This window comes from Auritidibacter sp. NML130574 (assembly GCF_003185725.2).
In the GTDB taxonomy this organism is placed as follows: domain Bacteria; phylum Actinomycetota; class Actinomycetes; order Actinomycetales; family Micrococcaceae; genus Auritidibacter; species Auritidibacter ignavus.
Map to the genome: position 1 here is coordinate 1,776,191 of NZ_CP031746.1, position 21,875 is coordinate 1,798,065.

Genomic DNA, 21,875 nt, shown 5'->3' on the forward strand with positions numbered 1-21,875 from the left:
TCCTTAGATCGTCAGATGAAATCAAGGACGCGTCCGGAATACGACAGCCCGGTACAGATGATCTATTATAGGAATATTTCTTGAATTTGCGAACAGGAGGCTACTCGCGACGTCACCGCCGGGGTGCGACGAGGTCTTAGGCACGAAATTGCTGGAAACCAATGTGGTCCTGCAAGTCTCTGATCTCAACGGGTTGCTCATCCAGGTCACCGACGATTTTCCAATCACCATCGACCCACTCCATCGCTAACAACAACGAGGCTCGAGTGGTGTGGGTGCCGTCAAAGCTGGTGACCGCGACCTCAATCAGCCCAGCGTCACCGTCGTAGCGGACCAGCCGAAAACCACCGATCGCGGAGTCTTCGCCAGCGAAACGATCTCGCACCTCATCGACCATCTGTGAGCTGTGCTGTTCGGTATCAACGCCGGGTCCCAGTGGCATCGCGAGCGCGGTGTCATCGAACCGGTCCGGGTTCGTCAGCATGGCGGTATATGACACGGCAGCAAACATCATGCCCCGTGGTGAATGCTCAAAACAACTAGGTACCCCGTCATCATTGCGCTGACCAGGCCCGTATTGCTCAGAGACGGGGAAGAAAATATTGCGGTGGTTTTCCCAGTCAGCGTCGGGAGTGCTACCAATGGATCCTTCACGCGCGACACCGCCGAGCCCACAGATCGAATCCGTGGTTTCGCCGGTATAGGTGGCCTCTTGCCCCACGCCCTCGGCATCGGGGCCGACCGCACGCACCACACCGAAGATGATGATGGCCGTGATGCCGATAGCGATCAGCGCAATGGTGAGCACGCCTTTGCCCGTGACCCAAAAGTTCTTGCGCTCGCTCGTCGATTGCATTTCACTCATCAAGTCCTCACACACTGATCTGGTTGGCCTCAGCCAAGCTCTCTCTAGTCTAGGTGACCTCATGAGTCATAAAGGTCGCATTCTCCCCGAAGCGCGAGAACAATAGACAAGAAGAGAAATAGACCCCTCATGCAGTGATCTGCACTAGTGACCTGAAATGGAAGGACGACGATGGCTGAACGCCAATTTGGGTTCCGCACCCGTGCTTTGCACGCCGGAACCGTTCCCGATGCGGTGCATGGATCGCGTGCACTCCCGGTGTATCAGAGCACCTCATTCGTCTTCGAATCCACCGAGGATGCCGCGAACCTGTTTGCCCTGCAGAAATACGGCAATATCTATTCACGCATTGCCAACCCCACGGTGGCCTCGTTTGAAGAACGGATGGCCTCCTTGGAAGGCGGTATCGGCGGGGTAGCGACGTCGTCGGGGATGGCCGCAGAGTTCGTGGTATTCGCCGCACTGGCTCAGGCCGGGGACCACATTGTGGCCTCATCGCGACTCTACGGTGGCACGGTGACCCAGTTGGACGTCTCGTTGCGTCGTTTCGGCATCGAGACCACCTTCGTGGATCCCACGGAGGCCACCGACTTTGAAGCGGCTATGCAGCCCAATACGAAAGCGGTCTACACCGAGATCGTGTCGAACCCCTCATCGACGATCGTGGATTTGTCCGGTCTCGCGCAGGTGGCCCATCACCACGGGGTTCCTTTGGTGGTAGATTCCACGCTGACCACTCCTTATCTGATTCGCCCGTTCGAGCACGGCGCCGATATTGTCATCCACTCCGCCACAAAGTTCTTGGGCGGCCACGGCACCACCTTGGGAGGAGTCGTGGTGGAGCACGGCACCTTCCCCTGGGATAACGGCAACTTCCCATCCATGACCGAACCCGTGGAGTCCTATAACGGACTGAGCTGGTGGGGCAACTTCGGCGAATACGGGTTCTTGACCAAAGTCCGCAACGAGCAACTGCGCGATTTTGGCCCTACCCTGGCACCGCAGTCAGCCCAGCAACTGATGGTAGGGATTGAGACCTTGCCACAGCGCATGGACGCGCACATTGCTAATGCACAACAGGTCGCCGAATGGCTGAACGAGGACTCGCGCATTAGCTACGTCAACCATGCGGGGCTTCCCGACAACCCGTACTACGAACGGGGGAGACAGCTCTTGCCACAAGGGGTCGGCTCGGTCTTCAGCTTCGGGGTGAAGGGAGGTCGCGACACCGGAAATACCTTCATCCAAAGCGTTCAGTTGGCATCCCATCTAGCCAATGTTGGCGATGCTAAGACACTGGTGTTGCACCCGGGTTCGACCACGCACCAGCAACTCTCAGATGAACAATTGGCTGCTGCCGGTATTCCGGATGATTTGATCCGTATTTCGGTGGGGATTGAAGACGTCGACGACATTATCTGGGATCTTGACCAAGCGTTAACCACCGCCACCGACGGTGCAAGCCACTAGCTCTAGGAAAGGACCATCATGAGCACAGCATTGCCAAACCGCACCTGGACCGGCCCCTCGGCTCCGGAACGTTTGAGTCTGCTTCGCCAGAGCCAGTCCATTGCCATCGTGGGCGCCTCGGATAAGCCCTCCCGTGCGTCCAACTTTGTCGCGACTTACCTGCTTAGTTCCACCACCTTCGATGTGTATTTCATCAACCCGGTTCTCGCGGAGAAGGGTGGGAAAATCTTGGGCCACAAGGTGTATCCGAGCCTCGAGGCACTGCCCGTCGTACCCGATATCGTCGACGTCTTCCGAAAACCCGAAGACACTCCCGCGGTTGTCGAAGATGCCCACAACGTCGGGGCCAAGATCGTCTGGCTCCAGCTGGGTATCTGGAATGAAGAGGCGGCACACCTGGCCGAGTCGTATGGCATGAATATCGTCATGGACCGTTGCGTGAAAATTGAACACGCTCGCTTCCACGGCGGGCTGAACCTCGCTGGTTTCAACACCGGGGTCATCTCTTCGCGCCGCCAGGAATTAGATCGATAGAACCAGATTCGTGCAAGGGACCACAATGAGGGGCTTTCACACGTGTGAAAGCCCCTCATCGTTTATGCCACACCGTCACGCCCGTCGTGGACGCCTAAAAACGCCAGTGGCCGGTCCCGTGTAGTTCCGAAGAACCCGGGACCGGCCACCGCCAGTAACTACACCACTAGTAGCAGCGCAGAGTCTTAGTCCTCAGACTTGCGACGACGGGCCAACAGGCCACCGGCCGCAGCCAGCAGACCACCCAGACCCAACGCGCCCAGCACGCCAGCACCAGTCGAAGCCAGCTTGTCACTGTGGTCACTCGACGCATCGGAGGCGTAACCAGCGCCATCGCCAGCACCGTCACCAGAACCGCCATCACCAGGCTTGCCGGAACCGTCACCAGCACCGTCACCAGCGCCGCCATCACCAGGCTTACCGGAACCGTCACCAGCGCCGCCATCACCAGGCTTACCGGAACCGTCACCAGGCTTGTCGCCACCGTCACCAGGCTTGTCGCCACCGTCACCAGCACCGCCATCATCAGATGGCTCGGTCACGGTCACGGTGATCTCATCGATCACGTTGCCGTCCTTGTCCTTGACGACCACCACAATGGTGTCACCAGGCTTCGCATCCTTATCGATTTCGACAACCAGGTTGCCGTCCTCGTCGATCGAGGCACGTCCTGGGCCTTCCACCTCAACAGTGGTGTCCTCAGGAACCTCGCCACCCTCATTCGGGATCACGATCCGCTCACCAGGCTCACCCTCAGCGTCACCCCAGTTCGGCTTCTCCTGCTCACCAGGTCCCTCACCACCATCAGATGGCTCGGTCACGGTCACGGTGATCTCATCGATCACGTTGCCGTCCTTGTCCTTGACGACCACCACAATGGTGTCACGAGGCTTCGCATCCTTATCGATTTCGACAACCAGGTTGCCGTCCTCGTCGATCGAGGCACGTCCTGGGCCTTCCACCTCAACAGTGGTGTCCTCAGGAACCTCGCCACCCTCATTCGGGATCACGATCCGCTCACCAGGCTCACCCTCAGCGTCACCCCAGTTCGGCTTCTCCTGCTCACCAGGTCCCTCACCACCATCAGATGGCTCGGTCACGGTCACGGTGAAGGTTTCGGTGTCAGTGGAGCCATCCGGGTAGGTCACGGTCACGGTAATTTCGGTCTTGTCGCCCGAGGTGGCACCTTCTGGGGCAGTCACCTTGATAGTGCTACCGTCCTCGCCAACCTCAACGGTCCAACCGTCCTGATCGGACGCAACTTCGACCTGAGAGCCTTCCGGCAGTTCGTCACCGTTATTCGGCACCTCAACAGTCTGACCTGGTTGAGCAGTGGTGTTGTCCCAGTTCGGAGTTACCTCGCTCGCTTGGTCACTGCCAGGTTCTTCACCACCGTTATCACCACTCGGGTCATTGACGGTCACGGTGAAGGTCTCGGTGTCAGTGGAACCGTCCGGATAGGTCACAGTTACCGTGATCGTGGTTTTATCACCCGTGGAGGCATTCTCCGGAGCAGTGACAGTTATCCCGTGATCATCGCCGACGGTCACGTTCCAGCCATCCTGGGAAGAAGTCGCTTCGACCTCAGAGCCTTCTGGCAACGCATCACCATTATTCGGCGCAGTCACCGACTCGCCCGGCGCCACTTCCTGGTTATCCCAGTTGGGCTGAACCTCAGCAGCTTGGTTGTTGTTGTCATCGTCATCACCGACAGCCGGGTCAACGACAGTGACGCTGACCTGTTCGGTGTCAACAGAACCATCCGGGTAGGTGACCTGGACAGTCACCACAGCCTTGTCACCGTGCGAGGCACCTTCCGGTGCAGTCACGGTCAGAGTGCCGTCGTTGGTGGCCGAAACTTGCCAGCCTTCGGCATCAGTGCTGGCTTCAACGGTGGAACCTTCCGGAATCTCTTCGCCCGTGTTCGGAACCTCAACGGACTCACCGGGAGCAACCTGGCTGTTCACCCACGATGGAGTGATGTCATCAGCCTGGGTACCGTCCTCCTCATCGTCGCCACCACCATTGGGGTCGTTGACGGTCACGGTGACCTTCTCAACATCCTGCGAACCATCCGGGTAGGTCGCGGTCACCTCGATAGTGGTCTTGTCACCGTCAGCAGCTCCCTCGGGTGCGGTGACGGTGAGGGTACCATCATCGGTGGCCGACACCTTCCAACCTTCAGCATCGGCAGTGGCCTCGACCTTGGAGCCTTCCGGCAGTTGGTCACCAGAATTCGGGATATCTACCGACCCACCAGGCTCAACGGTACCGTTCTCCCACGTCGGTGTGGTGATGTCAGCCAGGGTGTCCTCCTGGCCACCGCCGTTGTCCGGCTCATCCACCGTCACGGTCACCGTGACCTCATCGGTGGAACCATCCGGGTAGGTCACGACCACAGGAATCTCAATGGTCTCACCAGGGGTAGCACCCTCCGGAACAGTGAAAGTGATCTCACCAGTGTTCTCATCAACACTGACACCCTCGGGAGCGTTCTCACCAGCCTGGAACGAGGTGCCCTCCGGAGCCTCGGCCTCTTTACCTTCAGCATCGGTGAACGACGGAGCCGGGACAGTTACCTGCTCACCCGGCGCACCAGAAGCGTTCTCATATGCGGGCTCGAAGGTTTCAGCCTGCGCCGGAGCCTTCGGATCAACGTCGATGGTCACCGAACCCTCATACGTGGGCTTACCATCCTGATCCACAACCCGGACCGGAACCTGAACCGGGCCCTGGGTATCAGCATCCTCACCAGCATCCACGGTAATCTGACCCGTCTCCGGATCAATCACCACCGTAATGTCATCAGCAGGATCTTCAGTGCCACCATTCCAAATAATGGTATTGCCCGACTCATCAGAAGGATCCTTCACGAATCCATCCGGCAACTCACCGAACTCAAACCGGTCACCCTCACCCTTCTCAGCAGGGTTACCCTCAGCATCAGTAATCACCGGATCCACAGACACCTGACGATCCCCATCATCACCCACAGTCACATCCGGGTAAGACACAACACCAGGCTCAACAACCTCCGGCTCATCCACCGTCACGGTCACCGTGACCTCATCGGTGGAACCATCCGGGTAGGTCACCACCACAGGGATCTCAATGGTCTCACCAGGGGTAGCACCCTCCGGAACAGTGAAAGTGATCTCACCAGTGTCCTCATCGATGGTCACACCCTCAGGAGCGTTCTCACCAGCCTGGAACGAGGTCCCCTCCGGAGCCTCGGCCTCTTTACCTTCAGCATCGGTGAACGAAGGAGCCGGGACAGTTACCTGCTCACCCGGCGCACCAGAAGCGTTCTCATATGCGGGCTCGAAGGTTTCAGCCTGCGCCGGAGCCTTCGGATCAACGTCGATGGTCACCGAACCCTCATACGTGGGCTTACCATCCTGATCCACAACCCGGACCGGAACCTGAACCGGGCCCTGGGTATCAGCATCCTCACCAGCATCCACGGTAATCTGACCCGTCTCCGGATCAATCACCACCGTAATGTCATCAGCAGGATCTTCAGTGCCACCATTCCAAATAATGGTATTGCCCGACTCATCAGAAGGATCCTTCACGAATCCATCCGGCAACTCACCGAACTCAAACCGGTCACCCTCACCCTTCTCAGCAGGGTTACCCTCAGCATCAGTAATCACCGGATCCACAGACACCTGACGATCCCCATCATCACCCACAGTCACATCCGGGTAAGACACAACACCAGGCTCAACCACGTTCACCGTGGCGGTCACGTGGTCAACGGACTCATCAGCGTAAGTCACCACGACGGGGATATCGATCGAGGACCCATTTCGTGCATCCTCTGCAATCGTGTAGGTGATCTCACCGGTGTTCTCATCGATGGTCGCCCCCTCGGGGGCGTCGTCCCGCAGGGCGTATTTTGTACCAGCTGGGGCCGAAACATCCTGGCCCTGGTTGTTCTTGTAGGTCGGTGCCGGGACAGTTACCTGCTCACCCGGCGCACCAGAAGCATTCTCATAAGCAGGGTCCAGCGTTTCTGCGTATTCAGTGACGCGGAAAACTGCCGAGTCCATAATGTTGCCGTTGATGATCAACCGCGCCTGGTAAACGGTTCCAGGCTCAGCATTTTCGGGTACCGTGAAGGTGCAGTTGGCAGCCTCAGCAGCCGAGGTAATCTTGCAGTCATTACCGACCTGGTTACCGTTCTCATCAACCCAGCGGATGGCGTAATTCTGGCCGGGGTAGAATACGGTATTGACACTCGGGGTCACCACATCACCAACACCGGCGGTGTTGGCACCGGTGTCGTGATCAAGCGAAATGTCAGCACGGTTCGGGTCAGGCACCAGCGCGAAGTACACGTTGTACAGGGAGCCACGAGCCGGCTGCCAGAAGGCCGCGGTGTGAGTACCATCATTCGGATCACCAAACGCCGGGACAGTCCACGGCGTGTAACCAGCCACAATCTCATCGTCGGTATTAATCACGAAACCATACAACGCGTCAGCATTCGGGATAGGCTGATCGAAACGCACCGTGTACCGACCATTGTCCCCAACCGGGGCAACCACAGTTTGCTTAATATACTGCGGATTCGCTTCCAACAACGCTTTCTGCTGCTGAAGCCGCTGACCCGTAGGCAGATTACCCAAACCACGAATAGCCGAACGACCTTCCGCAGTCAGCACCGACATCACCACCCGAGTACCGGGAGCAGGATTCTCACCGGCGCGGGTCGGGAAAGGAACGAAAAGATCAGGTTCGCCCGATTCCCACCAAACACGGCCAGAAACCATGTTGGGGCCGTTGCCACCCACACCGGAGGTGTTGGACGGCGTGGGCACCGGACCTTCGTTATCAACCTTCCACTGATCACGCGGGGTCGTCAGGTAGCTAGCAGGATCCGCACCCGCAGGCTTCTCATAAACCCACACCGAACCACGCTGGGTTGAGAACTGTTCAGTGGTGAACGACCCGAAGTGACCATCACGGCCGGGGTTCATGAAACCGTTCATCATCCCCGGACCCTGACGGATAGCCTTCAACTCACCCCCACCGGGACTAGTCTGGCCCGGAGCAACCCACACCTTGATCCGCACATCGTTAATCAAGCTCATCGGCTCGTAGACGTGCAAGGTACCGTTCTCATCAACCCAGTTCAGATCACCAAAACCGAAAGCCCCGTCGGTACCGGCCAATTTGTGCGTCTTCGCGGTGAACACCGGGCTAGCAGGCGAGTCCTTATCCATCCACTGCAAGTACAGAGTCACATCATTCAACGCCTCCGCACCAGAGTTACTGGAGTCGAAAGACACACCATTGCTGTAGTACAAACGACCTGAGAAGGTCCCCAACGAGCCACGGTTGGTGACGTCAGCGAATTGACCATAAGTACGAACTCGACCAGCAGCAATCGCATCCGCATCCACCGGACCAGTGACTTCACTAGCGACCGGAGCCGGACGAGTACCCTGCGGATTCGTCGCCCGCGGGTAACGATTTGTCGCACCCTCAGGGTTCACTTTCTTGGGGACAATGGCGTCACTGACGTCTTCGCCGGTAGCGGGGGTGGTTGCGTCTTCTCCTGCTGCGGGAGCGTCTGTTGCAGGAGCGTCCGCTTGATCAGCTCGCGCCACGGTGGCCTGGGTCACGTCACAGACAACGCCACCACCAACCAAAGCAAAAGCGGTAAAGGCAGCCATGGCACCGCGCCGCCAAGCTGGCCACTGTCCCGCAGAGTTTTTGGAAATCTCAGTCATTACGGCTAGTCACTTTCTGTCGAGAAAAAACGTGACCACACCACAGAACGCCGTGCACGCGCACGGAAAAACCTTCTGAAGGTGATCGTGATGATAGACCCTGCGGCCGCTGTCACCGACCATAGAGTAACCTACCGCTCAGAATACCACGGCGTACAACTATCTAGTTATCTTTCGTTACAACAAATAACCCAAGTCCTGCAGAAGATCAGTGGCATATGTGCACCTCTTGAGACCGTGATCAAGAAGCCAGCCACTTGGAACCCGAATTGCTGCCCCTGAACGCTAAGTGGGGTCTTAAACACCGGTGGCCGGTCTCGTGTGGTTCCGAAGAACCTCGGGACCGGTCACCGCCGCAGGTGGACGGCCCAGCCCGCGGTCGACGCGGGCGGTGGAGAAGGCCTCGTGCTCGCTGCGCATCCGCTCCAGTCGGGTGCGGCGGGCTTCCGCTTCCGAGGTGGCCGGCACCTCGGCGGTCAGAGCCGGGAGGATGGCGGCCGAGCTGGAGGCCGGGATCGCATCATAGACGCGGAAGTCGGAAGTCACCGACACCCCGTGGGCTACACACCAGGCGGCCAGCTCGGCTCCACAGCCGTCTTGCCAGCCGTCACCGCCGATGACGACCGGTTCGGGCCGTCCGCCGGCAGCCATGCGCATGGCATCGGAGACGAGTTCGCCGGCGGAGCCCGGGTCGTCGAGGACGAGAACCTTCTTCGCCGTGGAGCCGAACCACGCATGCTGGTCGAATTCCTGGAAGGACTCCCGATTGCGGTCGGGGATGGGGATAAGGCCGACGAACATCACGAGCGACGTCTGGTCCTGATAGGCGGTGTGGATGGCAATCATCGCGTTCGCCACACCCGGTCCGCGGGTGACCATGACGACGCCGGGCCTGCCGGTCAGGCGCGCCTCGGCCAGGGCCATGAATCCCGAGCCACCTGCGTGGCGGGCGACGACGTTGGTGATCGGGGCGTCGTAGAGGCCGTCGAGGATGTCGAGGAAGCTCTCACCGGACACGCTGTAGAGGGGCTCGACGCTTTCGCGCACGAGCTGTTCGACCATGAGGTGGCCGGCGCTACGGCCTGCGGGCATGGATGGTTCGGAGGCCATCCAGGCTTCTCTCCTCGTCAGAAACGGTGAGCGGATGGCCTGCAGCGATCCTACCGAGGCACAGCCAGTCGAGTGCACGGCCGCGCCTCACGCGCGCCTGTCCGGCTGCTCCGATGCGGCCGATGCACCGCGCCTGCTCTCCTATGCCGAGGAGGTGCTCAAGACCCTCGAGGAGTACTCGTCATACGCACAGCGCGCCTACCTTTGACCCGCGCCCGCTGACGCACCGGGTCGCCGAACCCGGGACGTGGGCGACAGAGCGCGAGGTGTGGGTGCCGTTCCTCAACGAGCACCTGACGGAGATGTTCCCCAGCGGCGGTCAGAGATCCAGGCTGGCCTGGCGACCCTCGCCGCTGATGAGCGTGAGCGCGTCATCGATACCGTGCTCGTCTACCTCGGCTGCGGCTGTTCCGCGAGTGCACCGGTCTTGATGTCACCATCCCAGCCGAAGCTTTGGCAGTCCTGCTGGCTCTCGGCCGGCACCGCAGGCGGCGCGCTGATCCGAACAGTCAGATCCGCTCGATCAGATCCGCTCACTTGAACGCTTCGGCGAGTTCCTCCCAGGCGGCATCGACGTCGCTGCCGGGCGGCAGTCGCCCGTCGAGTTCGAGGATCGTGAGCCCGTGGGTGGCCGCCCACAGTGCTTGTCCGATCACCAGGTTTCCCGTGACGACGAAGAACGGCCGGCCGGACCACTCCTCCAAACCCTCAGGCAGCGCAGCCCGGTCGAGCGGCCCGCTCGTCGCCAGCCGGTAGAGCTCCGGTGACGCGGCAGCGGTGGCGCGGTAGGCGCGCAGCAGTAAGTCGATCGAGGCTTCAGTCTCGATCACCCGCCAGCATGCCTGCCCCATCCGGGCGAAGGCGTCGATGAGCAGCTGGGTGCGCACCGCCTCCTTGTTCGGCAGGTGCTTGTACAGCGACGGGGCGCGGATCCCGAGGTCGGTTGCCAGCATGCGCATGCTCAGCGCCTCCCAGCCCGCGGCTTCGACGCGGCGGCGTGCGGCGACGAGGATCTCGGTCTGGCGCGGGCTACGCGTCGGCAGCTTGATCGGGATCTCAGTCATGGGCACCAGTCTGCCGCAGATCGGCGGCCCGCTGCCCGATCGCCTCATTGACCTCGGCGAAGTCGGCTTCGAGGTCAGTACGCATCGACGTCATGAACGGCACGACGACACCGGTGAAGGTCTCCTGCTGGGTCAGCCGGGTGCCGCCGCCGGGCAGCGCTTCGAGCCGGAAGGAGTGCTCGCCATCAGCCAGGCCCGGGACCCACATCCGCCCGATCCACGTCAGTTCGCGACCGGGTTCGGCGGTCAGGATCGTGGGGGTGAAGGTCATCGTGCCGTCTGCAAAGATGACGGTGTTGTGCAGCTTCTCACCGGCGGCGACGGTGCCGGAGCTCTCGATAATCGAGGGATTCCATTCGCTGTAGCGCTCAGTGTCGGCCAGCACCGTCCACACTTCATCAGGTGAGGCGTCGAGTTCGGTGACGACGATGATCGAGACCGGGTTGAGGCGGCTGTAGGCGAAGATGCCGGCGACCAGGATGAGGGGGATGGACAGGCAGATGGCGATGATGCGGGCGACGGTCATGGCGGGGACTCCGATCGGTGCGGGTGAGCGTCAGCCACTACTGGCTAACATTGTTAGCCTACTGGTTGGCGAGGCCCCTCCGCAATGCCCTTTCGCGAGCCTTTCCCTCCACCGCTGCCGAGGCGGGCCTTGAGAACGGCGAACCACGCACCTGCGATGAGCGCAAGCGCACCGGCGAAGGCGGCGAGCGCGACCGGGCTGGTCACCGCTGTCGTCCAGATGAGGCGGGTGGGCACGAAGGCCGCGAAGCCGAAGGCGATGAGGGTGCCGATGTAGGAGCCGACCATGTTGCCGATGTGCCCGCGCCTACTGCCGCTCACGATCATCCAGACCCCGAGGGTGACGGTGACCGTCGTGAACACCGAGAGCCCGTGGAGGAAGGTGAAGCCGTCCTCGAGGCCGAAGAAGAAGCTGGAGCCGCAGGTGAGGTACATGAGCCCCACCCAGGTGCGCCCGAGCACCCGGTGCACGGCGTCGCGGCGGGGCCGGAAGATGTTGACGGGGCCGATGATAAGGACGAGGAACGCCGCGCTGGCATGGACGATAACGGCGAGCGGGATGGTCTCCATACTCGGTAAGATAGTGACGTTGTCCAAGTGTGTGCAACGTGGATAGCCACACCCCGATTCAGTATCCGACCGCCAAGGAGAGCTAAGTGAAGCTCAGCGCGCTGGCAGCGGCCACCGGCACCTCGACAGCCTCGATCAAGTACTACCTGCGCGCAGGCCTCCTGCCGCCTGGAGCCAAGCGGAACCAGACGACCGCGGTCTACGACGACTCCCACGTCGAGCGCTTAGAGCTCATCGCCGCGCTCCGGCAGCTCGTCGGCCTGTCGATCGAGCAGATCGGCACGCTCACCGCCGTCATCGACGACCCACTGGCGAGCATGCTCGATGTCATGCAGACCGCCCAGATCCTCGGCGGCGGGCTGCCACCGCTCTCCGCTGACTCGCCGGCTGCACCGGATGCGCGCACGGCCGCCGCCGAGGCGCGGGTCACCTCGGTCATGGAAGCCCAGGGCTGGCCGGACGCGCCGAGCGCCGCCCGGGCAGCGGCCACCTCGGTGGTGGCGGAGATGACGGAGCTGGGATTGGAGGTCAGCGACGAGTATCTGCAGCTCATCGGGGCAGCCGTCGACATGATCTCCGGCTCCGATCTCGACGTCTCCGGATCCCGGGACCGGATGGCGATGCATGTGGCCGTCGGCACCCACCGGTACTCACGCCTCGTGCTCGCGCTCCTGCAGCTCGGCCAGACCTCGCACAGCATCGCGCGGGCCGGTGAGCACACGGACCGGTGACACAGAATTCATGTGCTCGTGAACGGACTGTCGCCGCAGATCAGTGTTGTTCACGCTACACTCCCATGCCATGATCCCCACCATGCACTCCCCCGTGCCCGCACCACACCCCACACGCCCTTTGGAACCGAACCCCTCAGCTTCGGGAGCGTCTTAGTCTCACCGGGCTTAAGCACAGTCCATTCAAATTTGTCAGAAAAGCTCCAGAAAGGATCTATTCAACGAGGCGTAATGGACTCTCATCCCCCGTATTGCTAGTGTCCGAGGGCTGATTTTGGTCTGCAGATGCCACATCCGCCCGGGCCACGCCACACACGACACCACCACCAAGCAACGCAAAAGCCGCAAAAGCAGCCAACACCATTCTTCGATGCTTTAGACATTTCTCTCACGTCTCTTTCTCTTCGCGGAAATAGTCACACATCCCGCGAGAGAACACCGCGCCGACGCACAGCAAACCCCCAACGCAGGTGCTCAATGTGATGAATCTCCTGGAACGCCCAGCAACCGGACACACCCCAATGCCAGGGCCACAGTAACACCAAAAACTACCGTTAAGTAACCTCTTGTCTGCCACCTAACTTCCCCAAGATACCGGGAAACCCCACCCGCCCCACCGAACCCACCAACCCTGAACCACTACCGACAGGTCCCGGGCCGTTTCGAAGTCAATCGCGCCTGAAGAGTGTAGAAAAGACAGCAACAAGCCCCCGTCCGAAGCGTGAGGGGAACGCTGTGATAATCGGACGGGGGCTTATGTCATCACTCGCACCTTGATGAGGTACTTTTGAGTCTAAGGTGACGAACAGGGCGAGTCTAGGGTTTAAGCTGACAATTTCCTGTTAATTCTACTCAGGTGACCCTAAATACCTTGGTGACATGGGCGTTCGCTAATTCTTGAGATCGGTCACATCCGTGCGTCGGTTGGCTAAGACTGGTACTATCGAACGCACTTCCGCCACCCGATCTGTGCTCACCTCCGCCAGCACGACGCCTTCCGGCTCAACACCGAGCTCCGCTACTGCAACGCCCAAGGGATCGACGATACTGGAATAGCCGATCGTGTCGGTCCCAACGGTGTCCGCGGCGAGTATCCATACAGTGTTCTCCATCGCTCTGACGGTCAACAGTGACTGCCAGTGCATTTTCTTGTGTTCGCCAGCAAACCATGCTGCCGGTGTGATGATGGCCTGAGCGCCCCGTAGTGTCAGCGCGCGAGCGACCTCGGGGAAGCGGATGTCGTAACAAGTTTGCAAACCCCAGGTGATGCCTTCGAGATCGACGGTGACCACCCCTTGGTCACCGGCAGAGATCTCGTCCGATTCACGATTGTTAAAGGCATCATAGAGATGCAGTTTCCGATAGGTGCCCACCTGCTCACCCTGGTCGTTGACGACCAGCAGAGTATTAAAGGGCTTGCCGGCTGCGGAGGGCTCAAATCCTCCGGCCACCACATGCACACCGTGTTGCCGAGCTAGCCCGCACAGGTGCTCGACAAACACGGGCCAGGCTGTGGCAACCGCTTCGGCCAGGGATCCTTCGACCAGGCGGTAGGCCAGCATCGCTTCTTCCGGCAGGACCACGAGTCTGGCCCCGCGTTGGGATGCTTCGGTGATCAGCCGTTTGATCACACTCAGGTTGTCATTGACATCGGCTGTTGGCCCAAATTGTGCAACCGCTACTGTGACCATCGCCTTGCCACCTTTCTACCGCACAGCGTGTTCTGCAATGTAGTCGCGTAGTTGATCAACGTTGTCGCGGATCTCGATGATGTGTTGCTCGCGTTCTAACATGTTCTGCAGGTCCTCGCTCAACTCCGGTGCCTGACCAATAGCTTCGACGACAGTGTCGGAAAACTTTTCCGGTTTGGCGGTTTCTAACACCAGCATGGGCACCGAGTCATCCCGATACTGTTCGGCGATGGTGACGCCATCAGCGGTGTGCGGATCAATGAGCACATGCGCGTGCTCCCAGGTCTGCCGGATGGCCGTCAACCGGTCGGCGTGCGTGGAGGCACCGGAGACCATCCCGAACTCTTCGGCAAACCGGGGTTGATAGCGGGACAGATCGAGTGTTCCCACTTCATCCAGCGCCTGGAAAGCGCCAGAGAGTTTAATCGGATCGGAGCCCAGGACTAGGTAGATCAATCGTTCCAGGTTCGAGGCCTTCGAAATATCCATGGACGGTGAGGAGGTGGCCACGGTCTCTTGAGCCGAACGCGGGGTATAGACTCCGGTGCGGAAGAATTCGTTCAGCACGTCGTTTTCGTTGGTGGCCAACACCAATCGACGGATAGGCAGGCCCATGAGCCGGGCGAGTTGCCCGGAGAAGATATTGCCGAAGTTTCCTGAAGGAACCGTGACGTCAATCGGCTCGGTGCTACCGGGGTGCTCATCGCTGGCGCGGAGCCACCCCCAGAAGTAGTACACGCACTGGGCGACCAACCGGCCTAGGTTAATCGAGTTGACGGTGCCGAGCGTATTGGCACGCTTAAACGGGAGATCGCCGTTGAGTTGTTTGACCATGTGCTGGCAATCATCAAAGACTCCATCCACCACAATATTGTGGATGTTCTGATCGGTCAGCGAATACATCTGAGCACGTTGGAATGCCGACATTCGCCCCTGAGGAGAGAGCATGAATACCGCCACATTCGGCTTGGCAGCAAAGGCGTGCTCAGCAGCTGAGCCGGTATCACCGGAGGTCGCCCCCAAGATGTTGAGAGTCTCACCTCGTTCGGTCAGTACGTATGGAATCGCCTCACCCAGAAATTGCATCGCCATATCTTTGAAGGCCAGTGTGGGGCCTTGCGAGAGGTCCAGGAGCCACGTGTTGTCCCCAATCTGAGTCCGGGGGACGACGTGGTTACTGCAGAACTGGTCACCGTAGGCGGTGGTGACGATCTGTTCGAGGTCCTCAGTGGGGATATCGGTCCAGTACCGGCCGATGACTTCTCGTGCCAGTTGCGGATAGCTCAGCTCACGCCAGGATTCGATAGTGACCTGGTCGATCACCGGAATCTCAGTGGGCATCACCAGCCCACCATCGGGGGCTAGGCCTTCCAAGAGAATGTCGGAGAAGCTGGCGGGGTCCATCCCGCCACGAGTGGAAACATACTGCATCGGGACCTCGCAGAACTCTTTCGTGTTATGGTGGCTAGTCGTTCCAAACCAGGTCGCGGACCTGAATCACTTCGTCGCGGCCCGGCCCCACACCGATACCGGAGATCCTGGTGCCCGACAGCGCTTCGAGAGCGTGCACGTAACGCTGAGCAGCCGCGGGGAGATCAGAAATGCTCCGTGCCTGAGAGATGTCATCGTGCCAGCCCTCGAAGTACTCGTAAATGGGGACCGCGTGGTGGAAGTCCGTCTGGGTCATCGGCATCGAGTCATGCCGAACGCCGTCGACCTCGTAGGCCACACAGACCGGAATCTGGTCAATGCCGGTGAGCACATCGAGCTTGGTGAGGAAGTAGTCGGTAAACCCGTTGATCAGCGAGGCGTGCTTGGCCATGACCGCATCGAACCAGCCGGTGCGGCGGGGACGACCGGTGTTCACCCCAAACTCGCCACCACTGGTGCGTAGTCGCTCCCCCATCTCGTCATCCAGCTCAGTCGGGAACGGTCCGGCACCCACACGGGTGGTGTAGGCCTTAATAATGCCCAGCGTGCGGGTAAACCGGGTGGGCCCGATTCCAGCACCCACCGAAGCTCCTCCCGCGGTGGGGTTGGAGCTGGTGACAAACGGGTAGGTCCCGTGATCAACGTCGAGGAAGGTGGCCTGTCCACCTTCCATGAGCACGACCTTGTTATGGTCCAGTGCTTCGTTGAGCAGGATCACCGAGTCCACCACCATCGGGCGCAGTCGCTCGGCGAACCGATCGAAGTATTCCACAATCTCATCAACACTAAAGGCCCGGCGATTATACAGCTTGACAAGTAGCTCATTCTTCTGCCGCAGTGCGCCTTCGATTTTCTGGCGCAGAATCGATTCATCGTAGAGGTCCTGGACCCGGATGCCCAGCCGGGCAACTTTGTCTTGATAGGTGGGCCCAATACCCCGACCGGTGGTGCCGATCGCGCGTTTGCCTAAAAATCGCTCGGTGACTTTATCCAAGGTCTGGTGGTACGGGGCGACCAGGTGAGCGTTGGCAGAGACCTTCAGATGCGAGCAGTCGTGACCACGTGCTTGAAGCCCGTCGATTTCCTCAAAGAGCGCTTCGAGGTTGATCACCACCCCGTTGCCGATCACCGGGGTCGCATTCGGAGAGAGAATACCGGCCGGCAGTAGCTTGAGTTCGAATTTCTCACCGTTAACCACCACGGTATGCCCAGCGTTATTGCCACCGTTGGGCTTGACCACATAGTCAACAATTCCACCGAGCAAATCGGTTGCTTTGCCTTTGCCTTCGTCTCCCCATTGGGCGCCGACGATTGCGATTGCTGGCATAGTTGCATCTCTCCTGATCAGGACGCGCAGGACGAGCCCTCAACATAGAAAACGTTCCCGACCGAAACCTTGGCCTGAGAACCCTACCGTCCTAGTTTATCAGGTGAGAAAGGTCACCAGCGCGGGCGGAGTGTGGACCCCAAGGGCTTTATGACAGCTCCGGTACCCCCGAGCGCTCCCGCTCTTTTAGATAACAGCGAGCGCACAGCGAGATATACGTGACATTGGTGTGCTGGGAACCATCTTCATCGTCGATGGCCACCTGAGCGCCGTCAAAGACAAATCGGTCACCAAGTTTCCTGGTATTAAACAGAGCCTTACGACCGCATCGGCAGATGGTCTTTAGTTCCTCAATATTATGGGCCAATTCAAACAGTCGACGCGCTCCCGGAAACGATCGGGTTTGAAAGTCAGTCCGGATCCCGTAGGCCAACACGGGTACATCATCGAGCACCGCGATCCGCAACGCATCCTCGACCTGTTCGACACTCAGGAACTGCGCTTCGTCGATGAGCAAGCATGATACCGGCTGGCTGGCCGCGTCCAAATCAGGCACCAAGGAATACGGGTCGCGACCCGAGGCTCGTTGCGCAAAGCTCTCCCGCAACGAGGCTCCCTGCAATACGAGGAAATCCACCGTGCGCACCACACCCAGACGCGAGACAATCTGATCGGCGCCCTTGGTGTCCACCGCAGGTTTGGTCACCAGCACGCGCATGCCACGTTCTTCATAGTTAAAAGCTGCCTGCAAGAGCGCGGTGGATTTGCCGGAGTTCATTGCGCCATAGCGGAAATACAGTTGAGCCACGGAGCTTTACTCTAGTCGCCCGGGAACAATCCCGATATTGCGATTGCCCCTGAACGTGAATCAAAGTATTGCGATCACCGCAAGCCGGTGATACGTTTACTGCGTGACTCACGCCTGGCCCAGCAGATGGGTCTCGATGAATCCAAACTCTCCAAATCTTTAGCCGGGGTGCGCAAATTTTCGGCCACCGAACTGCATGCGCTGGCGCGACTAACCGGTGTGAGCGTGGACTGGCTTCTGGGCGATGGCACAGATACCTCCTCGCATCCCTTCCCCACCCGCCAGGACACCAACACCCAGTGCTCTCGGCGCGAAGCGGTGGTGGCTGCTGCCTGGGAACTGTTTGCTTCCCGCGGATATTCCACCGTGAAAATCGACGATATCGCCCGGGCTACCTCCATGTCCCCGGTCGCGGTGCTGTACTACTTCGAGAATAAGAACGCCATCTTCTGAGCGACGTTGCACCACTGCAGCCAGTTAGCTGCCCAGTCCCAGGCACGGTCGCTGGCGATCACCGACCCCGTTCAGGCACTGCGATCGCTGACCCGCACCCAGTTACCCACCACTGAACGTACTCGACTGGAATGGGCCACCTGGGTGCAATTCTGGTCGGCTGCCCCCGCCTTCCCGGATGCTAAAGAAGTCAACGCCACCGCTTACCAACGCTGGCTCGACACCGTCACCACGCTCATTCAGACCGGTCAAGACCAGCATGTCCTGGTCGATACCCCTGTCGATGCACTCCGCGATGTCTTTGCTGCTTTGATCGACGGGCTGGGCATCCGGGTGATTACCGGAGGACTTGACGCCGATCGGGCCGTGACGCTGGCCGATCAGCTCATCTTGGGCCATATGGTTTCCGAAACCTATCACCATCATCACACCACCACGGGGTATTCCTCACTATGAACCACCATCACCGCATCCCCGACCCCCGCCCGGCAGGCTTGCACCTGAATCGGCGCCAGCTGTTAGGCGGGGCTCTTGGCCTGGGCGCGCTCGGCGTGCTCTCAGCCTGTAGCGCACCCCCGGTCACCCAGGTGGATACCTCCGGCCCGCCTACTCAAGGTGGCACCTTGCGAGTTGGGCTCGCCGGCGGGTCAGCAACCGACTCGTTAGACGCCCACGCACCGGTGAACTCCGGAGACACCGCGCGGGTGATCAACCTCTACGAGGGGTTATTGCGCCGGGACGACAACTATGAATTGGAATACCGGTTGGCGGAGTCCATGGAGGTCAACGACGACGCCACCGAATGGAGGCTAGTGCTACGCGAGGGCGTGACGTTCTCCGATGGTCGGCCGGTCCGCCCCGAAGATGTCATTGCTACCGTCGAGCGGGTGCGCAACCCTGATGATCCAAAGAACGGGGCCTCGATGATGGAAGTCATCGACAGCATGGAGGTCGTCGATGAACGCACCCTGATTTTCAAGCTCTCCACCCCGGATGCGGAGCTCGACGATGCGTTTTCCCAGTACCAGATGGGCATCGTCCCCGAAGACTACGATCCAAGCGACCCCATCGGGGCCGGCCCCTTTACGCTCGGTGAATTCGAACCCGGTCAGATCACCACCCTGAACCGCAATGACAACTACTGGGATACTCCCGCCCACCTGGATCGGGTCGAGCTGGTGAACTTCCAAGAAGAAGACGCCATGCTCAACGCGTTACTCTCCACCCAGGTCGATGCCATCGGCCAAATCAACCCGACCCTAACCCGGGTGGTGGATGCCGATGAGCGGTTGCAGGTGTTGAACTCCGAGACCGGGATGTGGCTCCCGTTTACCATGCGAGTCGATACCGCCCCATTCGACGATGTGAAAGTCCGCCAGGCCATGCGACTGGCCATCGACCGTGAGCAAATGGTCAACCAGGTGTTCTCCGGTCACAGCCAGCTTGGTAACGATATGTTCGCCTTCTACGACCCGGGGTACCCGGACCACCTCGAACAGCGTCAACAAAACATCGAACAAGCCAAACAGCTCCTCTCGGAGGCCCGCTACCCCGACGGGCTCGAGGTGGATCTGGTCACCAGCGAGATCCAAGCCGGCGCGGTCCGGGCCGCGCAGGTGCTAGCCGAACAGGTCCAAGCCGCCGGAATTACGGTCAATCTCCACCAGGTCGACACCACCACGTTCTACGGTGACGGTAACTACCTGCACTATCCCTTCTCACAGTCCTTCTGGTACACCCGCAACTTCCTCGCCCAGGTCGACCAATGCGCCACGGACACCGCACCGTTTAACGAAACCCACTGGGAGGATCCCGACTTCGCCGCCCGAGTCTCCGAAGCCCAAGCCACCGCCGACGACGCCGAACGCGAAGAAAAGATTGCCGAGCTCCAAGAAGAATTCTTCGACCGGGGTGGCTACATCATCTGGGGCTTCTCCAACCAGGTCGACGCGATGCAGAAATATGTGATGGGTTTTGAAGAAAATGCCACCGGCTTGCCCCTGTCTGGCTATAACTTCCAGCGCGCCTGGATTGCTGAGGTGAACGCATGACCAAGCTGATTATTCGACGACTGGGAATCAGCCTGCTGATTCTCTTGGCGGTCTCCATCGTGGTCTTTTGCGCCACCCTGCTCTTGCCGGGCTCCCCGGCGACCGCCATCCTCGGCCAACAGGCCACCCCCGAACGCATCGCCGCCCTGGAAGCCGAGATGAACCTCGACCGGCCCGCTTGGGAACGATATTTCCTGTGGCTGGGTGGACTGTTCACCGGCGACTTCGGCACCTCCACCTCCACCGGTGGGCCGATTTCCGAATACTTGGGCGAACCGCTGGTGAACTCGCTGGTGCTGATGGTACTGGCCGCCGTACTGTCCATCCCGATCGGAATTGGTGTCGGCATCTATACCGCACGACACCGCGGGAAGAAACGCGACCAAACCATCACCTGGATCTCCCTGGCCCTGGCCGCCATGCCCGAGTTCGTCATCGGTATCGGCCTGGTGACCCTGTTTGCCACCTCGGTGTTCCAAATCTTGCCGGCGGTGACCATGAACCCGCCGGATCAACGGGTCTGGGAATTTCCCACCCAGCTGATTCTGCCCACCCTGGCCCTGTTGCTGGTGGTCAGCCCGTATATTGCCCGCATGACCCGAGCCACCATGATTGAGGCTCTGGACTCTGGGTACGTGGAAATGGCCCGCCTGAAAGGTGTTCCCGAACGCCGGGTGGTCTTCCGCCATGCGCTACCCCACGCCATCGGACCGGTCGCCCAGGTGGTGGCCATCCAGTTAGCCTGGTTGGCTGGCGGTGTGGTCGTGATCGAGTACCTGTTCCGCTACCCCGGCCTGGGCCAGGCGCTGATCGATGCGGTCACCTATCGTGACGTGCAAGTCGTGCAAGCCATCTCGTTGTTGATCGCCGTGGTCTACGTCCTGGTCAACCTCGCCGCCGATATCGTCGGCATTCTGGCCAACCCCAAGCTCAGGAGTGCTTCATGAGCCAGCTGAAAACCTCCGCTTCCAAACCCGACCCACTCATGGCCCGCATCTGGGCTCAACCCGAAGGCAAAATCGGCGTCATCCTCACTGGCCTGGTGCTGCTTATTGCCCTGGTCGGCTACTTTTTCGCCCCGGAGATCACCGGATACTCCACCACCGAATTCGTCGGTTTGCCGTTCACCAACGACGCACTGCTGGGTACCGATAATCTCGGCCGGTCGGTCCTCTCCCGCTTCGTGGGGGGCGGGCTCCTGTTGCTCCTGTGCGCAGCGGCCGCCACCGCCATCGGTCTGGTCCTCGGCGCCCTGTTGGGTATGATTGCCGCCTACGCCGGTGGGATCACCGACGCGATCATCATGCGCGTCAACGACGTGGTGCTGGCCTTCCCCCAACTGATTCTGGCCATGCTGGCCATCGTAATCTTCGGTCCCTCCGCCCTGGTGCTCATCCTGGTCATCGGCTTCACCCACGCCCCCGTTACCTTTTAGGTGTCACTGTTTTCCGGCAGGATATGCAGTGTAGGTAACCAGCTGGTTCCGGCATGATGGTTGCCCCCA

At 60.0% G+C, this 21,875-nt stretch carries 18 protein-coding genes; 8 read left to right on the forward strand and 10 right to left on the reverse strand.

Annotated features, from left to right (window positions below):
* Window positions 1–136 precede the first annotated feature (136 nt).
* Window positions 137–865, reverse strand: coding sequence for a hypothetical protein (locus DCC27_RS08005; RefSeq protein ID WP_117328647.1), 729 nt, complete (start codon window positions 863–865; stop codon window positions 137–139).
* Between the two features lie 171 nt (window positions 866–1,036).
* Here DCC27_RS08005 and DCC27_RS08010 point away from each other — a divergent pair, with 171 nt between their 5' ends.
* Both DCC27_RS08010 and DCC27_RS08015 read left to right on the forward strand, forming a co-directional pair.
* On the forward strand, window positions 1,037–2,335 hold the full coding sequence (locus DCC27_RS08010) for an O-acetylhomoserine aminocarboxypropyltransferase/cysteine synthase family protein (protein WP_110110639.1): 1,299 nt from the start codon (window positions 1,037–1,039) through the stop codon (window positions 2,333–2,335).
* A gap of 18 nt (window positions 2,336–2,353) precedes the next feature.
* On the forward strand, window positions 2,354–2,869 hold the full coding sequence (locus DCC27_RS08015; protein WP_110110638.1) for a CoA-binding protein: 516 nt from the start codon (window positions 2,354–2,356) through the stop codon (window positions 2,867–2,869).
* 185 nt (window positions 2,870–3,054) lie between these two features.
* On the opposite strand, the gene DCC27_RS08020 is transcribed toward DCC27_RS08015, so the two are convergent.
* From DCC27_RS08020 to DCC27_RS08040, 5 genes are all read right to left on the reverse strand, one after another.
* Window positions 3,055–8,610, reverse strand: coding sequence for a YPDG domain-containing protein (locus DCC27_RS08020; RefSeq protein WP_117328648.1), 5,556 nt, complete (start codon window positions 8,608–8,610; stop codon window positions 3,055–3,057).
* Window positions 8,611–8,907: 297 nt separating this feature from the next.
* The gene (locus DCC27_RS08025; RefSeq protein ID WP_110110636.1) at window positions 8,908–9,720 is read right to left on the reverse strand and encodes a thiamine pyrophosphate-binding protein; all 813 of its coding nucleotides are present in this window, start codon (window positions 9,718–9,720) and stop codon (window positions 8,908–8,910) included.
* Window positions 9,721–10,253: 533 nt separating this feature from the next.
* Window positions 10,254–10,784 carry a TetR/AcrR family transcriptional regulator gene (locus DCC27_RS08030; RefSeq protein WP_110101302.1) on the reverse strand — a complete coding sequence of 177 codons (531 nt, stop codon included), beginning with the start codon at window positions 10,782–10,784 and terminating at the stop codon, window positions 10,254–10,256.
* Window positions 10,777–11,310 carry an SRPBCC domain-containing protein gene (locus DCC27_RS08035; RefSeq protein WP_110101301.1) on the reverse strand — a complete coding sequence of 178 codons (534 nt, stop codon included), beginning with the start codon at window positions 11,308–11,310 and terminating at the stop codon, window positions 10,777–10,779. Before DCC27_RS08035 ends, DCC27_RS08030 begins: the two co-directional genes overlap by 8 nt.
* Window positions 11,311–11,363: 53 nt before the next feature.
* A complete protein-coding gene (locus DCC27_RS08040; RefSeq protein ID WP_146206436.1) occupies window positions 11,364–11,879 on the reverse strand; it encodes a DUF2306 domain-containing protein in 516 nt (171 codons plus the stop codon).
* 86 nt (window positions 11,880–11,965) lie between these two features.
* Between DCC27_RS08040 and DCC27_RS08045 the strand changes: the two genes are divergently transcribed.
* Window positions 11,966–12,610 carry a MerR family transcriptional regulator gene (locus tag DCC27_RS08045; protein ID WP_110101299.1) on the forward strand — a complete coding sequence of 215 codons (645 nt, stop codon included), beginning with the start codon at window positions 11,966–11,968 and terminating at the stop codon, window positions 12,608–12,610.
* A gap of 890 nt (window positions 12,611–13,500) precedes the next feature.
* Here DCC27_RS08045 and DCC27_RS08050 read toward each other — a convergent pair.
* The 4 genes from DCC27_RS08050 to DCC27_RS08065 form a co-directional block, all read right to left on the reverse strand.
* Window positions 13,501–14,301 carry a carbon-nitrogen hydrolase family protein gene (locus tag DCC27_RS08050; protein WP_110110634.1) on the reverse strand — a complete coding sequence of 267 codons (801 nt, stop codon included), beginning with the start codon at window positions 14,299–14,301 and terminating at the stop codon, window positions 13,501–13,503.
* A 15-nt stretch (window positions 14,302–14,316) separates the two neighbouring features.
* Window positions 14,317–15,732: a threonine synthase gene (gene thrC / locus DCC27_RS08055; RefSeq protein WP_110110633.1), complete on the reverse strand. Its 1,416-nt coding sequence runs from the start codon at window positions 15,730–15,732 to the stop codon at window positions 14,317–14,319.
* Between the two features lie 34 nt (window positions 15,733–15,766).
* Window positions 15,767–17,059 carry an adenylosuccinate synthase gene (locus DCC27_RS08060; RefSeq protein WP_110110632.1) on the reverse strand — a complete coding sequence of 431 codons (1,293 nt, stop codon included), beginning with the start codon at window positions 17,057–17,059 and terminating at the stop codon, window positions 15,767–15,769.
* A 148-nt stretch (window positions 17,060–17,207) separates the two neighbouring features.
* Window positions 17,208–17,867: a thymidine kinase gene (locus tag DCC27_RS08065; RefSeq protein WP_110110631.1), complete on the reverse strand. Its 660-nt coding sequence runs from the start codon at window positions 17,865–17,867 to the stop codon at window positions 17,208–17,210.
* Between the two features lie 87 nt (window positions 17,868–17,954).
* Here DCC27_RS08065 and DCC27_RS08070 point away from each other — a divergent pair, with 87 nt between their 5' ends.
* The 5 genes from DCC27_RS08070 to DCC27_RS08090 are packed head-to-tail and all read left to right on the forward strand — an operon-like array spanning window position 17,955 to window position 21,806.
* Window positions 17,955–18,320, forward strand: coding sequence for a TetR family transcriptional regulator (locus DCC27_RS08070; protein ID WP_110101294.1), 366 nt, complete (start codon window positions 17,955–17,957; stop codon window positions 18,318–18,320).
* Between the two features lie 6 nt (window positions 18,321–18,326).
* Window positions 18,327–18,776 (forward strand): TetR family transcriptional regulator C-terminal domain-containing protein, encoded by a 450-nt coding sequence (locus DCC27_RS08075; protein WP_110101293.1) that lies wholly within the window; start codon window positions 18,327–18,329, stop codon window positions 18,774–18,776.
* The gene (locus DCC27_RS08080; protein WP_110110630.1) at window positions 18,773–20,371 is read left to right on the forward strand and encodes an ABC transporter substrate-binding protein; all 1,599 of its coding nucleotides are present in this window, start codon (window positions 18,773–18,775) and stop codon (window positions 20,369–20,371) included. Before DCC27_RS08075 ends, DCC27_RS08080 begins: the two co-directional genes overlap by 4 nt.
* Window positions 20,368–21,318, forward strand: a complete 951-nt coding sequence (locus tag DCC27_RS08085; protein WP_110110629.1) for an ABC transporter permease — start codon at window positions 20,368–20,370, stop codon at window positions 21,316–21,318. The genes DCC27_RS08080 and DCC27_RS08085 overlap by 4 nt, the downstream gene beginning before the upstream one ends.
* Window positions 21,315–21,806, forward strand: coding sequence for a hypothetical protein (locus DCC27_RS08090; protein WP_110110628.1), 492 nt, complete (start codon window positions 21,315–21,317; stop codon window positions 21,804–21,806). Before DCC27_RS08085 ends, DCC27_RS08090 begins: the two co-directional genes overlap by 4 nt.
* Window positions 21,807–21,875 lie beyond the last annotated feature (69 nt).

Excerpts from the sequence above, each read along its gene's own strand:
- DCC27_RS08020 (WP_117328648.1), bottom strand. The coding sequence starts at position 8,610 with ATGACTGAGATTTCCAAAAACTCTGCGGGACAGTGGCCAGCTTGGCGG.
- DCC27_RS08035 (WP_110101301.1), bottom strand. The coding sequence starts at position 11,310 with ATGACCGTCGCCCGCATCATCGCCATCTGCCTGTCCATCCCCCTCATC.
- DCC27_RS08060 (WP_110110632.1), bottom strand. The coding sequence starts at position 17,059 with ATGCCAGCAATCGCAATCGTCGGCGCCCAATGGGGAGACGAAGGCAAA.
- DCC27_RS08015 (WP_110110638.1), top strand. The coding sequence starts at position 2,354 with ATGAGCACAGCATTGCCAAACCGCACCTGGACCGGCCCCTCGGCTCCG.
- DCC27_RS08005 (WP_117328647.1), bottom strand. The coding sequence starts at position 865 with ATGAGTGAAATGCAATCGACGAGCGAGCGCAAGAACTTTTGGGTCACG.
- DCC27_RS08030 (WP_110101302.1), bottom strand. The coding sequence starts at position 10,784 with ATGACTGAGATCCCGATCAAGCTGCCGACGCGTAGCCCGCGCCAGACC.
- DCC27_RS08090 (WP_110110628.1), top strand. The coding sequence starts at position 21,315 with ATGAGCCAGCTGAAAACCTCCGCTTCCAAACCCGACCCACTCATGGCC.
- thrC (WP_110110633.1), bottom strand. The coding sequence starts at position 15,732 with ATGCAGTATGTTTCCACTCGTGGCGGGATGGACCCCGCCAGCTTCTCC.
- DCC27_RS08040 (WP_146206436.1), bottom strand. The coding sequence starts at position 11,879 with ATGGAGACCATCCCGCTCGCCGTTATCGTCCATGCCAGCGCGGCGTTC.
- DCC27_RS08085 (WP_110110629.1), top strand. The coding sequence starts at position 20,368 with ATGACCAAGCTGATTATTCGACGACTGGGAATCAGCCTGCTGATTCTC.
- DCC27_RS08050 (WP_110110634.1), bottom strand. The coding sequence starts at position 14,301 with ATGGTCACAGTAGCGGTTGCACAATTTGGGCCAACAGCCGATGTCAAT.
- DCC27_RS08025 (WP_110110636.1), bottom strand. The coding sequence starts at position 9,720 with ATGGCCTCCGAACCATCCATGCCCGCAGGCCGTAGCGCCGGCCACCTC.
- DCC27_RS08080 (WP_110110630.1), top strand. The coding sequence starts at position 18,773 with ATGAACCACCATCACCGCATCCCCGACCCCCGCCCGGCAGGCTTGCAC.
- DCC27_RS08010 (WP_110110639.1), top strand. The coding sequence starts at position 1,037 with ATGGCTGAACGCCAATTTGGGTTCCGCACCCGTGCTTTGCACGCCGGA.